This is a genomic window from Streptomyces sp. NBC_00354, assembly GCF_036106915.1.
Lineage (GTDB): Bacteria > Actinomycetota > Actinomycetes > Streptomycetales > Streptomycetaceae > Streptomyces.
Window position 1 is genome coordinate 6,257,465 of sequence record NZ_CP107983.1, and the last position, 14,104, is coordinate 6,271,568.

A 14,104-nucleotide genomic window follows, 5' to 3' on the forward strand; every position below is an offset into this window, starting at 1 on the left:
CGGCCCGAGGTCCGGGGTCCCGTACCGAGTGCACGGTACGGGGCTCCGGCCACGGTCCCCCCATGTGGCAGAGGGAGTGTCAGGTCCCGGCCGATGTCACTCAAGAGCTCACGGAGAGGTAGGGTCGTAAGCGGTCGGGGACATCCCATACAGCTCGCCGGCGGACTTACCGGCGCACCAACGAGGAGATCGGTTCGTGACGATCCGCGTAGGCATCAATGGTTTTGGTCGAATTGGCCGCAACTACTTCCGGGCGCTCCTTGAGCAGGGAGCGGACATCGAGATCGTCGGTGTCAACGACCTGACTGACAACGCGACCCTGGTGCACCTGCTCAAGTACGACACCATCCTGGGCCGCCTCAAGGCCGAGGTCTCCCACACCGACGACACCATCACCGTCGGCGGCAACACCTTCAAGACGTTCGCCGAGCGCGACCCCGCGAACCTGCCCTGGGGCGAGCTCCGCGCCGACATCGTCATCGAGTCGACCGGCATCTTCACCAAGAAGGCCGACGCCGCCAAGCACATTGCCGCGGGCGCGAAGAAGGTCCTCATCTCGGCTCCGGCCAAGGACGAGGACATCACCATCGTGATGGGCGTCAACCAGGACAAGTACGACGCGGCCAACCACCACGTCATCTCCAACGCCTCCTGCACCACCAACTGCGTGGCGCCGATGGCCAAGGTTCTCGACGAGAACTTCGGCATCGTCAAGGGCATGATGACCACGGTCCACGCGTACACGAACGACCAGCGCATCCTGGACTTCCCGCACTCGGACCTGCGCCGCGCCCGCGCCGCCGCCGAGAACATCATTCCGACCTCGACGGGTGCCGCCAAGGCCACCGCGCTGGTCCTCCCGCAGCTCAAGGGCAAGCTGGACGGCATCGCGATGCGCGTCCCGGTCCCGACCGGCTCGGTCACCGACCTCGTCCTGGAGCTCTCCCGCGAGACCACCAAGGAAGAGATCAACGCAGCCTTCCAGAAGGCCGCCGAGGGTCAGCTCAAGGGCATCCTCGACTACACCGAGGACGCGATCGTCTCCTCCGACATCGTGAACTGGCCGGCTTCCTGCACCTTCGACTCCTCCCTGACCATGGTTCAGGACGGTACGCAGGTCAAGGTCGTCGGCTGGTACGACAACGAGTGGGGCTACTCCAACCGCCTCGTCGACCTGACCGTCTTCGTCGGCGGCCAGCTCTAAGTCTCAGGTAGCAGGGCTAGGCACCAAGATGTGAGAACAGGGTCCGGTCAGCGCGATGGAGCGCTGCACGGGCCCTGTTGTCTGCCTCGACCGATCGGCCCCGCACCGGCAGAACCCGTGTATGGGGATAAGGAGTAGAAACACATGAAGACGATCGACGAACTGCTCGCCGAAGGCGTCGCCGGCAAGCGGGTCTTCGTCCGCGCCGACCTGAACGTGCCGCTCTCGGGCGACACGATCACCGACGACGGCCGCATCCGTGCCGTGCAGCCGACCATCGCGAAGCTCGCCGAAGCCGGCGCCCGCGTGGTCGTCGCCTCGCACCTGGGCCGCCCCAAGGGCGCCCCGGACCCGGCCTTCTCCCTGGCCCCGGCCGCCAAGCGGCTCGGTGAACTGCTCGGTGCGGACGTCGCGTTCGCCACCGACACCGTCGGTGCCTCCGCCAGGTCGACCGTCGCCGCCCTCGCCGACGGCCAGGTCGCCGTCATCGAGAACCTGCGCTTCAACGCCGGTGAGACCTCGAAGGACGACGCCGAGCGCGGCGCCTTCGCGGACCAGCTCGCCGAGCTCGCCGACATCTACGTCGGCGACGGCTTCGGCGCTGTCCACCGCAAGCACGCCTCGGTCTTCGACCTGCCCGCGCGCCTCCCGCACGTGGCCGGGTACCTGATCGCCACCGAGGTCGGCGTCCTGAAGAAGCTGACCGCCGACGTCAAGCGCCCGTACGTGGTCGTCCTCGGCGGCGCCAAGGTCTCCGACAAGCTGGCCGTCATCGACCAGCTGCTCGGCAAGGCCGACCGCATCCTCATCGGCGGCGGCATGGCGTACACCTTCCTCTACGCCAAGGGCTACGAGGTCGGTATCTCCCTGCTCCAGAAGGACCAGGTGGAGAAGGTCAAGGAGTACATGGCGCGCGCCGAGAAGCTGGGCGTCGAGCTGGTCCTCCCGGTCGACATCCTGGCCTCGGCGGACTTCCCGGACCTGAAGACCAAGGCCCCGGCCGTCTTCGAGACCGTCGACGCGGACAAGATCCCCGCCGACAAGGAGGGTCTGGACATCGGTCCCAAGACCCGTGAGCTGTACGCATCGAAGATCACCGACGCGGAGACCGTCTTCTGGAACGGTCCCGTGGGAGTCTTCGAGCACCCCGACTACGCCGGAGGCACCAGCGCCATCGCGCAGGCCCTCGTCAACAGCGACGCCTTCACCGTCGTCGGTGGTGGCGACTCCGCCGCGGCCGTGCGCACGCTCGGCTTCGACGAGAACGCTTTCGGCCACATCTCTACCGGTGGCGGCGCCTCCCTCGAATACCTCGAGGGCAAGACGCTCCCCGGGCTCGCCGCACTGGAGGTCTGAACCCGTATGACCACGCGTACCCCGCTCATGGCGGGCAACTGGAAGATGAACCTCAACCACCTCGAGGCCATCGCACACGTCCAGAAGCTCTCCTTCGCGCTCGCCGACAAGGACTACGACGCCGTCGAGGTCGCGGTCCTGCCGCCCTTCGTCGACCTGCGCTCGGTCCAGACCCTGGTCGACGGCGACAAGCTGAAGATCAAGTACGGCGCCCAGGACATCTCGGCGCACGACTCCGGCGCCTACACCGGCGAGATCTCCGGCTCGATGCTCGCGAAGCTGAAGTGCACGTACGTGGCCGTCGGCCACAGCGAGCGCCGCCAGTACCACGGCGAGAGCGACGAGCTCTGCAACGCCAAGGTCAAGGCCGCCTACCGGCACGGGCTCACCCCGATCCTGTGCGTCGGCGAGGGCCTGGACATCCGCAAGGCCGGACAGCAGGTCCCGTACACGCTGGCCCAGGTCGACGGCGGACTCAAGGACGTCCCGGCCGAGCAGGTCGAGTCCATCGTGATCGCGTACGAGCCCGTCTGGGCGATCGGGACCGGCGAGGTCGCCACCCCCGACGACGCGCAGGAGGTCTGCGGGGCGATCCGCGGCCGCCTCGCCGAGCTGTACTCCCAGGAGCTGGCCGACAAGGTCCGCATCCAGTACGGCGGCTCGGTGAAGTCCGGCAACATCGCGGCGATCATGGCCCAGCCCGACGTCGACGGCGCTCTGATCGGCGGCGCTGCGCTGGACGCGGACGAGTTCGTGAAGATCGTCCGGTTCCGCGACCAGTGAGCTGCGTGATCGTCGCAGCGAGTAGGCGGTAGGACGGATCCGTCGTACCCTTGCGGGGGCCAGGAGGCTGAACCACCAGCCACTGGCCCCCGCGCACATCCAGCAGAGCCGGAAAGCCAGAAAAGCCAGAAAGTAGGAATCAGCCGTGATTATGGGGTTCTCGATCGCCCTGATCGTCTTCAGCGGCCTGCTGATGCTCCTCGTGCTGATGCACAAGGGCAAGGGCGGTGGCCTTTCCGACATGTTCGGCGGCGGCATGCAGTCGTCGGTCGGCGGCTCCTCGGTCGCGGAGCGCAACCTGGACCGCATCACCGTCGTGGTGGGTCTGCTCTGGTTCGCCTGCATCATGACGCTCGGCATTCTGCTGAAGTAGGCAAGCCGACGGTTCTGGCCATTCAGCCGGTCCGGTCGGCTCCGCCCCGCCTATCATGAGGACGGCGTCCGCGGCCTGGAGTGAGTAACTCCATTTGCTGGACGTGCGTTGGGCCTTACGTAGACTGGGGCGCCCGCAGCGGAATCCACTCACGCTTCGCGGCACCATCACGCAGGGAGTTACGACCGTGGCAAGTGGCAACGCGATCCGTGGTAGTCGGGTCGGAGCGGGGCCGATGGGTGAGGCCGAGCGCGGCGAGTCCGCGCCCCGCCTGCGCATCTCCTTCTGGTGCTCGAACGGGCACGAGACGCAGCCGAGCTTCGCCAGCGACGCGCAGGTGCCGGACACCTGGGACTGCCCGCGCTGCGGGTTCCCGGCCGGCCAGGACCGGGACAGCCCGCCGGCGCCGCCGCGCACCGAGCCCTACAAGACGCACCTGGCGTACGTACGGGAACGCCGCACGGACGCCGACGGCGAGGCGATCCTCGCCGAGGCGCTCGCCAAGCTCCGCGGCGAGATCTGAAACGCAAGAGTGACGGTGTGACATCGGGCCCGGCCCGCAGGAGTTGTTCTCCAGCGGGCCGGGCCCCTTTGCGTGCGTTGCGTCCCTTCCGATCCCTTAGGTTGGTGATCGGCGGGGCACGACAGGACGGAAGAAACGGGTTGATGTCCGAGATGAACGCAGAGAACAGGACGAGGCTCAACCGGACGCCTGAGTGGCTGGCACTCGGCAAGCACCGCGAAGAGCTGGGGCAGACGCATCTGCGAGAGCTGTTCGCGGCGGATCCGAACCGGGGCACGGGCTACACGCTGCGGGTCGGGGACCTGCACATCGACTACTCGAAGCACCTGGTGACCGACGAGACGCTGGAGTTGCTGCGGGAGCTCGCGGCGGCGACGGGCGTGGCCGAGCTGCGCGAGGCGATGTTCCGCGGCGAGAAGATCAACACGACCGAGGACCGGGCGGTCCTGCACACCGCCCTGCGCGCGCCGAAGGACGCGGTGGTCGAGGTGGACGGCGAGAACGTCGTCCCCGCGGTGCACGCCGTCCTCGACAACATGGCGGCCTTCGCCGACCAGGTCCGGTCGGGGGCGTGGACCGGCTTCACCGGCAAGCGCATCAAGAACGTGGTCAACATCGGCATCGGCGGCTCCGACCTGGGCCCGGCGATGGCGTACGAGGCGCTGCGCGCGTTCACCGACCGCGCCCTGACCGTACGGTTCGTGTCCAACGTGGACGGCGCCGACCTGCACGAGGCCGTACGGGACCTGGACCCGGCCGAGACGCTGTTCATCATCGCCTCCAAGACGTTCACGACCATCGAGACCATCACCAACGCCGAGTCGGCGCGGGAGTGGCTGCTGGCGGGTCTCGGCGGTGACGCCGCGGCCGTGGCACGGCACTTCGTGGCGCTGTCGACGAACGCCGAGAAGGTCACCGCGTTCGGCATCGATCCGGCCAACATGTTCGGGTTCTGGGACTGGGTCGGCGGGCGTTACTCCTTCGACTCCGCGATCGGGCTCTCGCTGATGATCGCGATCGGGCCGGACTCCTTCCGGGAGATGCTGGGCGGCTTCCGGACGGTGGACGAGCACTTCCGCACGGCGCCCCCGGAGCAGAACGCACCGCTCCTGATGGGCCTGTTGGGGATCTGGTACGGCGCGTTCTTCGACGCCCAGTCGCACGCGGTCCTGCCGTACAGCCACTACCTCTCCCGCTTCACGGCGTACCTGCAGCAGCTGGACATGGAGTCCAACGGCAAGTCCGTGGACCGGGACGGCAAGCCGGTGGACTGGCAGACCGGTCCGGTCGTCTGGGGCACGCCCGGCACCAACGGGCAGCACGCGTACTACCAGTTGATCCACCAGGGCACGAAGGTGATCCCGGCGGACTTCATCGGCTTCGTCCGGCCGATCGGTGAACTGCCGCCGAAGCTCGCGGCCCAGCACGACCTGCTGATGGCGAACTTCTTCGCGCAGACGCAGGCGCTGGCGTTCGGCAAGACCGCGGACGAGGTCCGCGCGGAGGGCGTACCGGAGCCCCTGGTCCCGCACAAGACCTTCAAGGGGAACCACCCCACCACGACGATCCTGGCGCAGGACCTCACCCCGGCGGTCCTGGGCCAGCTGATCGCGCTGTACGAGCACAAGGTGTTCGTCCAGGGCGCGGTGTGGAACATCGACTCCTTCGACCAGTGGGGCGTGGAGCTCGGCAAGGTCCTGGCGAAGCGGGTCGAGCCGGCGCTGACCGAGGGCGCGGACGTGCCGGGGCTGGACGCCTCGACGAAGGCCCTGGTGGCCGCGTACCGCGGGCTGCGAGGCCGCGGCTGATCCGGTAGGCGTCGCGACGTACGAAGGGCCCGCTCCCCGGCAGGGGGGCGGGCCCTTCGTACGTACGGTGGCCGTACGGGTCAGGCCGAGGCCGGAGGGTACATCGACGACGGGAGCTTCGCGGCCGCCGCGCGGTCCAGGAGCCACAGCGTGCGGGAACGCCCGTACGCGGCCGCCGCCGGGGCCTGGATCCCCCCGGCGCCGCCGAGTGCGATCGCCACCGCGCCCGCCTTGTCCTCGCCGGCCGCCAGCAGCCAGACCTCCCGGGCCGCCCGGATCGCCGGGAGGGTCAGCGAGACCCGCGTCGGCGGAGGCTTCGGCGCGCCGTGGACGCCGACCACCGTGCGCTCGGTCTCGCGCGCCGCCGGGTGCTCCGGGAACAGCGAGGCCACGTGCGTGTCCGGGCCCACGCCCAGCATCAGCACGTCGAAACGCGGCACCGGACCGTGGTCCTCCGGACCCGCGGCCCGCCGCAGCTCCTCCGCGTACGCGTCCGCCGCCGCATCGACGTCGTCCCCGTAAGGGCCGTCCGAGGCCGGCATGACGTGCACGCGTGCCGGGTCCACCGGGACGGCGTCCAGGAGGGCCTCACGGGCCTGTACGTGGTTGCGCTCGGGGTCGTCGGCGGGGACGTACCGCTCGTCGCCCCACCAGAGGTCGAGGCGGGCCCAGTCGACGGCGTCGCGGGCCGGCGCGGCCGCCAGTGCGGCGAGCAGGCCGTTGCCGTTGCGGCCGCCGGTCAGGACGACGGAGGCGCTGCCGCGGGCCGCCTGGGCGTCGACGATCTTCGTGATGAGCCGGGCCGCTGCGGCCTGGGCCATCAGCTCCTTGTCCCGGTGGACGACGACCTGGGGAGTCGTCATACCCATGTGCTGCCGCCTTGTCGGTTGTGCGGGTGGGTGCCGATGCCGCTGCGCGGGGCCTTCCCCCACCCCGCCCCTTCCCGAAACCGGGGGGCGAGGCGGGGAGAGAGCCCCGCGCAGTGGGTACGGCTACTTGGCCGAGGCCTTCTTCGCGGGCTTGGCCGCCGGCTTCGCGGCGTCGGCCTTCGGGCCGGTCACGGTCTCGGGGGAGTCCGAGGCCGCGGCCTTGGCCTTGGCCGGAGCCGGGGCCGATGCCGGGGCCTCGGCGGCCAGTTTGGCCACGCCGAACTTCAGCGAGGCCTCGTAGGTGTTGTCCGGGTCGAGCCGGCGCAGCTCCTCCGCCAGCAGCTCGGCCGTGTCGCGGCGCTTGAGCGCCACCGCGCGGTCGGGCTGCCCCGGCATGCACAGCGTGGCCAGCGAGCCGTCGGCCCGGTCCAGGACGATGTCGCCGTCCTTGGTCTCCAGCCGGACCGAGGTCAGGCCGGGGCCCTGCGAGCGGGTCCGCTTGACGGGCACCTGGAGGCGGTCCGCCAGCCACATGGCCAGCAGCTCGCAGCTCGGGTTCTCGTCCTCGCCCTCGACGGCCGCCGAGGTGACCTTCAGAGCCTGCTGGTCCAGCGCGGCGGCCAGCATCGACCGCCACGGCGTGATCCGGGTCCAGGACAGGTCCGTGTCACCCGGGGCATAGGCCGCAGCCCGCTCCCCGAGCGCCTGCAGCGGGTTCTCGCAGGCGTACGTGTCCGTGATCCGGCGCTGCCCGAGCGCACCCAGCGGGTCGCCCGCCAGGTCCGACGGGGCACCGTCCGGCCACCAGACCACGACGGGCGCGTCCGGCAGCAGGAGCGGGAGAACCACCGACTGGGCGTGGTGGACCAGTTCACCGTGAAGGCGGAGCACCACGGTCTCGCCGGTGCCCGAGTCCGCCCCGACGCGGACTTCCGCGTCGAGACGGGCGTCGCGGCGGCTGCGCGGCGAGCGGCTGACCCGCTTGATGACGACGACGATCCGCGAAGGGTGTTCGTGGGACGCGTCGTTCGCCGACTTGAGCGCGTCGTACGCGTTCTCTTCGTCGGTCACGATCACCAGCGTGAGGACCATGCCGATGGCCGGCGTGCCGATGTCCCGGCGCGCCTGCACCAACGCGGCGTTGATCTTGCTGGAGGTGGTCTCCGTGAGGTCGATCTTCATGGCCGGCGCCAGCTCCGTCCGTCTCGTGCGAGCATCTCGTCCGCCTCGACCGGCCCCCAGGTCCCCGCCGGGTACTGCGCGGGCTTGCCGTGCTTGTCCCAGTACTCCTCGATCGGGTCGAGGATGTTCCAGGACAGCTCGACCTCCTGGTGGCGCGGGAAGAGGTTCGCGTCACCCAGCAGGACGTCGAGGATCAGCCGCTCGTACGCCTCGGGGCTCGACTCCGTGAAGGACTCGCCGTACGCGAAGTCCATCGTGACGTCCCGGACCTCCATGGAGGTGCCCGGAACCTTGGAGCCGAAGCGCACCGTCACGCCCTCGTCCGGCTGGACCCGGATGACCAGGGCGTTCTGCCCCAGCTCCTCGGTCGCGCCCGACTCGAACGGCAGGTACGGAGCTCGCTTGAAGACCACCGCGATCTCGGTCACCCGGCGGCCCAGGCGCTTGCCGGTCCGCAGGTAGAACGGGACGCCCGCCCAGCGGCGGTTGTTGATCTCCAGGCGGATGGCCGCGTAGGTGTCGGTCTTCGACTTGGGGTCGATGCCGTCCTCTTCGAGGTACCCGACGACCTTCTCGCCACCCTGCCACGCCGCCGAGTACTGGCCGCGCACGGTGTGCTTGCCCAGGTCCTCGGGGAGCTCGACGGCCGTGAGGACCTTGAGCTTCTCCGCCACCAGCGCCTTGGGGTGGAAGGAGCCGGGCTCCTCCATCGCGGTCAGCGCGAGCAGCTGGAGCAGGTGGTTCTGGATGACGTCACGGGCCGCGCCGATACCGTCGTAGTAACCGGCCCGGCCGCCGATGCCGATGTCCTCGGCCATGGTGATCTGCACGTGGTCGACGTACGACCGGTTCCAGATCGGCTCGAACATCGTGTTGGCGAAGCGGAGCGCCAGGATGTTCTGGACGGTCTCCTTGCCGAGGTAGTGGTCGATCCGGAAGACCTCGTCCCGCGGGAAGACCTCGTGGACGACCTTGTTGAGCTCCTCGGCGCTCTTCAGGTCGTGCCCGAAGGGCTTCTCGATGACGGCACGCCGCCAGGAGCCCTCCTTCTGCGCCAGCCCGTGGTTCTTGAGCTGCTGGACGACCTTCGGGAAGAACTTCGGCGGCACGGACAGGTAGAAGGCGAAGTTGCCGCCCGTACCCTGCGCCTTGTCGAGCTCGTCGATCGTCGACTTCAGCGTCTCGAACGCCGCGTCGTCGTCGAAGTCGCCCTGCACGAACCGGCAGCCCTGCACCAGCTGCTGCCAGACCTCCTCCCGGAAGGGCGTGCGCGAGTGCTCCTTGACGGCCTCGTACACCTCCTGGGCGAAGTCCTCGTGCTCCCATTCGCGCCGGGCGAAACCGATCAGCGAGAAGCCCGGCGGCAGCAGCCCCCGGTTCGCCAGGTCGTAGATGGCCGGCATCAGCTTCTTGCGCGACAGGTCACCCGTAACGCCGAAAATGACCAGGCCGGACGGCCCCGCGATGCGCGGGAGCCGCCGGTCCTGTGCGTCACGAAGCGGGTTCGCTCCGTTCACAGTCAAAGTGCTCAGGCCTCCGTGGGGGCGAGGCGCTCGAGCTCCGCCTCGGTGGACTTCAGCAGGTCGTTCCAGGACGCCTCGAACTTCTCGACGCCCTCGTCCTCGAGCAGCTGCACCACATCGTCGTACGAGATGCCCAGCTTCGCGACCGCATCGAGCTCGGCGCGGGCCTGGTCGTACGTGGCGCGCACGGTGTCACCCGTGATCTGACCGTGGTCGGCGGTGGCCTCCAGGGTGGCCTCCGGCATGGTGTTGACCGTGTTCGGGGCGACCAGGTCGTCCACGTACAGGGTGTCCTTGTACGCCGGGTCCTTGACGCCCGTCGAGGCCCACAGCGGACGCTGCTTGTTGGCGCCGACACGCTCCAGGGCGTTCCAGCGGTCGGAGGAGAACACTTCCTCGTAGGCCTCGTAGGCCAGACGGGCATTGGCGAGGGCCGCCTTGCCCTTCAGGGCCTTCGCCTCGTCGGAGCCGACGGCGTCCAGGCGCTTGTCGATCTCGCTGTCCACGCGGGACACGAAGAAGGAGGCGACCGAGTGGATCAGGGAGAGGTCCAGGCCCGAGGCCTTGGCCTTCTCCAGACCCGCCAGGTACGCGTCCATGACCTCGCGGTAGCGCTCCAGCGAGAAGATCAGCGTGACGTTGACGCTGATGCCCTTGCCGATGACCTCGGTGATCGCCGGCAGGCCGGCCTTGGTCGCCGGGATCTTGATCAGCGTGTTCGGGCGGTCCACCAGCCAGGCGAGCTGCTTGGCCTCGGCGATCGTCGCCGTGGTGTTGTGGGCCAGCCGGGGGTCGACCTCGATGGAGACCCGGCCGTCCTGGCCGTCGGTGCGGTCGAAGACCGGGCGCAGGATGTCGGCGGCGTCGCGGACGTCCGCCGTCGTGATCATGCGGATGGCCTCGTCGACGGTGACCTTGCGGGCGGCGAGGTCGGCGAGCTGCTGCTCGTAGCCGTCGCCGCTGCTGATCGCCTTCTGGAAGATCGACGGGTTGGTGGTCACACCGACCACGTGCGACTGGTCGATGAGCTCGGCCAGGTTGCCGGACGTGATCCGCTTGCGGGACAGGTCGTCCAGCCAGATCGCCACGCCCTCGTCGGAGAGGCGCTTGAGTGCGTCTGTCATGGGAATTGCATCTCCTACTGGTCTTGTACGGGCGTCAGCGCGCGGCGGCGGCGATGGAGTCCTTGGCGGCGGCGGCCACGGCCTCGGGGGTGAAGCCGAACTCGCGGAAGAGCACCTTGGCGTCGGCGGAGGCACCGAAGTGCTCCAGCGAGACGATCCGGCCTGCGTCGCCGACGTAGCGGTGCCAGGTCAGGCCGATCCCGGCCTCGACCGCGACGCGCGCCTTGACGGAAGCCGGCAGGACGCTGTCCTTGTACGCCTGGTCCTGCTCCTCGAACCACTCGACGGACGGCATCGAGACCACGCGGGCCGGGATGCCCTCGGCCTGCAGCGCCTCGCGCGCGGCGACGGCGAGCTGGACCTCGGAGCCGGTGCCGATGAGGACGACCTGCGCCTGCCCGCCCTCGGCCTCGAAGAGCACGTACCCGCCCTTGGCGGCGTCCTCGTTGCGCTCGTACGTCGGCACGCCCTGACGGGTCAGCGCCAGACCGTGCGGGGCGCCCTTGCCGAACACCTTGGTGTGGCGGCGCAGGATCTCGCGCCAGGCGATGACGGTCTCGTTCGCGTCGGCCGGGCGGACCACGTTCAGGCCCGGGATGGCGCGCAGCGAGGCGAGGTGCTCGACCGGCTGGTGGGTCGGGCCGTCCTCGCCCAGGCCGATGGAGTCGTGCGTCCACACGTACGTCACCGGCACGTGCATCAGCGCGGACAGGCGCACGGCGTTGCGCATGTAGTCGGAGAACACCAGGAAGGTGCCGCCGTAGATACGGGTGTGGCCGTGCAGCGCGATGCCGTTCATGGTCGCGGCCATGGCGTGCTCGCGGATGCCGAAGTGGACGGTGCGGCCGTACGGGTCGGCCTCCGGCAGCGGGTTGCCCTTCGGGAGGAAGGACGAGTGCTTGTCGATCGTGGTGTTGTTGGAGCCGGCCAGGTCGGCCGAGCCGCCCCACAGCTCCGGGATGACCGCGCCGAGCGCCTCGAGCACCTTGCCGGAGGCCGCGCGGGTGGCGATGCCCTTGCCGGTCTCGAAGACGGGGAGCTTGTCCTCCCAGCCCGCGGGCAGCTCGTTGGCGTTGATGCGGTCGAACTCGGCGGCGCGCTCCGCGTTGGCGGTGCGCCAGGCGGAGAAGTCCTTCTCCCAGGCGGCCTTGGCCTCGCGGCCGCGGTCCAGCACCTTGCGGGTGTGCGCGAGGACCTCGTCGGAGACGTCGAAGGACTTCTCCGGGTCGAAGCCGAGGACGCGCTTGGTGGCGGCCACCTCGTCGTTGCCGAGGGCCGAGCCGTGCGAGGCCTCGGTGCCCTGGGCGTGCGGGGCCGGCCAGGCGATGATCGAGCGCATCGCGATGAAGGAGGGGCGCCCGGTCTCGGCCTTGGCCGCGGCCAGGGCCTCGAACAACGCCTTCGGGTCGAGGTCGCCGTTCGGCTGCTGCGCGACGCGCTGGACGTGCCAGCCGTACGCCTCGTAGCGCGCCAGGGTGTCCTCGGAGACGGCCGTCTCGGTGTCACCCTCGATGGAGATGTGGTTGTCGTCCCACAGCAGCACCAGGTTGCCGAGCTTCTGGTGGCCGGCCAGGGCGGACGCCTCGTGGGAGATGCCCTCCTGGAGGCAGCCGTCGCCCGCGATCGCGTAGACCATGTGGTCGAACGGGGAGGTGCCCTGGGGGGCCTCCGGGTCGAACAGGCCGCGCTCGTAGCGGGCGGCCATGGCCATGCCCACCGCGTTGGCAATGCCCTGGCCGAGCGGGCCGGTGGTGGTCTCGACGCCGGCCGTGTGGCCGTACTCCGGGTGGCCGGGGGTCTTGGAACCCCAGGTGCGGAAGGCCTCGAGGTCGGTCAGCTCCAGGCCGAAGCCGCCCAGGTAGAGCTGGGTGTACAGAGTGAGGGACGAGTGCCCTGCGGAAAGCACGAAACGGTCGCGGCCGACCCACTCGGGATCGGCCGGGTCGTGCCGCATCACCTTCTGGAAGAGGGTGTATGCGGCGGGGGCCAGGCTCATCGCCGTACCGGGGTGGCCGTTACCGACCTTCTGGACCGCGTCGGCGGCCAGGATGCGGGCGGTGTCGACGGCCCGCTGGTCGAGATCGGTCCAGTCGAGCTCTGTGGTCGTCGGCTTGGTGCTCACCGTGGGTCAGGGCTCCTCTCCACATGTCTGTTACCCGGTGACGAACGGTGCACCGGCGCGATTCCGAGCCTACCCCCGTGACGGCATGCAGCTATTCGAGTGCCCGCAGTCCGTCACAACGTCAGCGGGCCGATCGGACCAACACGAGTCGACCCCCGCGCAGGGCGACGTAAGTGCAACGTCTAGAGTGGCGTGGTACGTGCGAGCCTTCAGCGGACCTTTATGTCCGGAGCTTGCCTGGTTTTCTCTGTCAGGGGTGTGCGTGACGGCCGTCGAATCCCGTCCAGCGGGGGTGCTCGGGACGAGCCCCGGTCACCGGCCGTTCGGGGCCCGCGTCATGGCTTTCGTGGCTTTGACCAAGCCGCGGATCATCGAACTTCTGCTGATCACCACAGTGCCGGTGATGTTCCTTGCCGAGCAGGGCGTGCCGTCGCTGTGGCTGGTCCTCGCGACCTGCTTCGGCGGCTACTTGTCCGCGGGCGGCGCCAACGCGCTGAACATGTACATCGACCGCGACATCGACGCGCTGATGGACCGGACCTCGCAGCGGCCGCTGGTGACCGGCATGGTCAGCCCGCGCGAGTGCCTGGCCTTCGGCATCACCCTCGGCGTGGTCTCCACGCTGTTCTTCGGGCTGCTCGTCAACTGGCTGTCGGCGGCGCTCGCGCTCGGCGCGCTCCTCTTCTACGTCGTCGTCTACACGATGCTGCTGAAGCGGCGCACCGCGCAGAACATCGTCTGGGGCGGCATCGCGGGCTGCATGCCGGTGCTCATCGGCTGGTCCGCCGTCAAGAACGAGGTCTCCTGGGCCGCCGTCATCCTCTTCCTCGTCATCTTCTTCTGGACGCCGCCGCACTACTGGCCGCTGTCCATGAAGGTGAAGGAGGACTACGCGCGCGTCGGCGTGCCGATGCTGCCGGTCGTGGCGGGCAACCAGGCCGTGGCGCGTCAGATCGTCCTCTACAGCTGGGTGATGGTGGCGGTCTCGCTGCTGCTGACCCCGCTGGGGTACACCGGCTGGTTCTACACCGCGGTCGCACTGGCGGCGGGCGGCTGGTGGCTGTGGGAGGCGCACGCGCTGCACGCACGGGCCAAGGCCGGCATGACGGGCGCGAAGCTCAAGGAGATGCGCCTGTTCCACTGGTCCATCACGTACGTGTCGCTGCTCTTCGTCGCCGTGGCCGTGGATCCCTTCCTCCGCTGACGCTTCCTCCGATCATTACCCGCCGGTAGCATG

General features: G+C 69.3%; 12 protein-coding genes. 7 read left to right on the forward strand and 5 right to left on the reverse strand.

What is annotated here, in order from left to right; all coding sequences use genetic code 11:
* Positions 1–196 precede the first annotated feature (196 nt).
* The 6 genes from gap (at position 197) to pgi (ending at position 6,047) form a co-directional block, all read left to right on the forward strand.
* On the forward strand, positions 197–1,204 hold the full coding sequence (gap, locus tag OHT74_RS28690) for a type I glyceraldehyde-3-phosphate dehydrogenase (protein ID WP_266668169.1): 1,008 nt from the start codon (positions 197–199) through the stop codon (positions 1,202–1,204).
* A 144-nt stretch (positions 1,205–1,348) separates the two neighbouring features.
* Positions 1,349–2,560 carry a phosphoglycerate kinase gene (locus tag OHT74_RS28695; protein ID WP_328621796.1) on the forward strand — a complete coding sequence of 404 codons (1,212 nt, stop codon included), beginning with the start codon at positions 1,349–1,351 and terminating at the stop codon, positions 2,558–2,560.
* A gap of 6 nt (positions 2,561–2,566) precedes the next feature.
* Positions 2,567–3,343, forward strand: a complete 777-nt coding sequence (gene tpiA, locus OHT74_RS28700) for a triose-phosphate isomerase (protein WP_328621797.1) — start codon at positions 2,567–2,569, stop codon at positions 3,341–3,343.
* Positions 3,344–3,494: 151 nt separating this feature from the next.
* A complete protein-coding gene (gene secG, locus OHT74_RS28705) occupies positions 3,495–3,716 on the forward strand; it encodes a preprotein translocase subunit SecG (protein ID WP_266668175.1) in 222 nt (73 codons plus the stop codon).
* A 187-nt stretch (positions 3,717–3,903) separates the two neighbouring features.
* Complete coding sequence (locus OHT74_RS28710) at positions 3,904–4,239, forward strand: RNA polymerase-binding protein RbpA (RefSeq protein WP_008741068.1); 336 nt, start codon at positions 3,904–3,906, stop codon at positions 4,237–4,239.
* A gap of 152 nt (positions 4,240–4,391) precedes the next feature.
* Positions 4,392–6,047 carry a glucose-6-phosphate isomerase gene (gene pgi / locus OHT74_RS28715; protein ID WP_328623413.1) on the forward strand — a complete coding sequence of 552 codons (1,656 nt, stop codon included), beginning with the start codon at positions 4,392–4,394 and terminating at the stop codon, positions 6,045–6,047.
* Between the two features lie 80 nt (positions 6,048–6,127).
* Here pgi and pgl read toward each other — a convergent pair whose 3' ends face one another.
* From pgl to tkt, 5 genes are all read right to left on the reverse strand, one after another.
* Positions 6,128–6,910 carry a 6-phosphogluconolactonase gene (gene pgl, locus OHT74_RS28720; protein WP_266999994.1) on the reverse strand — a complete coding sequence of 261 codons (783 nt, stop codon included), beginning with the start codon at positions 6,908–6,910 and terminating at the stop codon, positions 6,128–6,130.
* A gap of 129 nt (positions 6,911–7,039) precedes the next feature.
* Complete coding sequence (opcA, locus tag OHT74_RS28725) at positions 7,040–8,098, reverse strand: glucose-6-phosphate dehydrogenase assembly protein OpcA (protein WP_328621798.1); 1,059 nt, start codon at positions 8,096–8,098, stop codon at positions 7,040–7,042.
* Complete coding sequence (gene zwf / locus OHT74_RS28730; protein ID WP_399244429.1) at positions 8,095–9,621, reverse strand: glucose-6-phosphate dehydrogenase; 1,527 nt, start codon at positions 9,619–9,621, stop codon at positions 8,095–8,097. The genes opcA and zwf overlap by 4 nt, the downstream gene beginning before the upstream one ends.
* 5 nt (positions 9,622–9,626) lie before the next feature.
* Positions 9,627–10,745 carry a transaldolase gene (tal, locus tag OHT74_RS28735; protein ID WP_266668183.1) on the reverse strand — a complete coding sequence of 373 codons (1,119 nt, stop codon included), beginning with the start codon at positions 10,743–10,745 and terminating at the stop codon, positions 9,627–9,629.
* A 34-nt stretch (positions 10,746–10,779) separates the two neighbouring features.
* Positions 10,780–12,867: a transketolase gene (tkt, locus tag OHT74_RS28740; RefSeq protein WP_328621799.1), complete on the reverse strand. Its 2,088-nt coding sequence runs from the start codon at positions 12,865–12,867 to the stop codon at positions 10,780–10,782.
* Between the two features lie 256 nt (positions 12,868–13,123).
* Here tkt and OHT74_RS28745 point away from each other — a divergent pair, with 256 nt between their 5' ends.
* Complete coding sequence (locus OHT74_RS28745) at positions 13,124–14,071, forward strand: heme o synthase (protein ID WP_266668187.1); 948 nt, start codon at positions 13,124–13,126, stop codon at positions 14,069–14,071.
* The last annotated feature ends 33 nt before the right edge of the window (positions 14,072–14,104 follow it).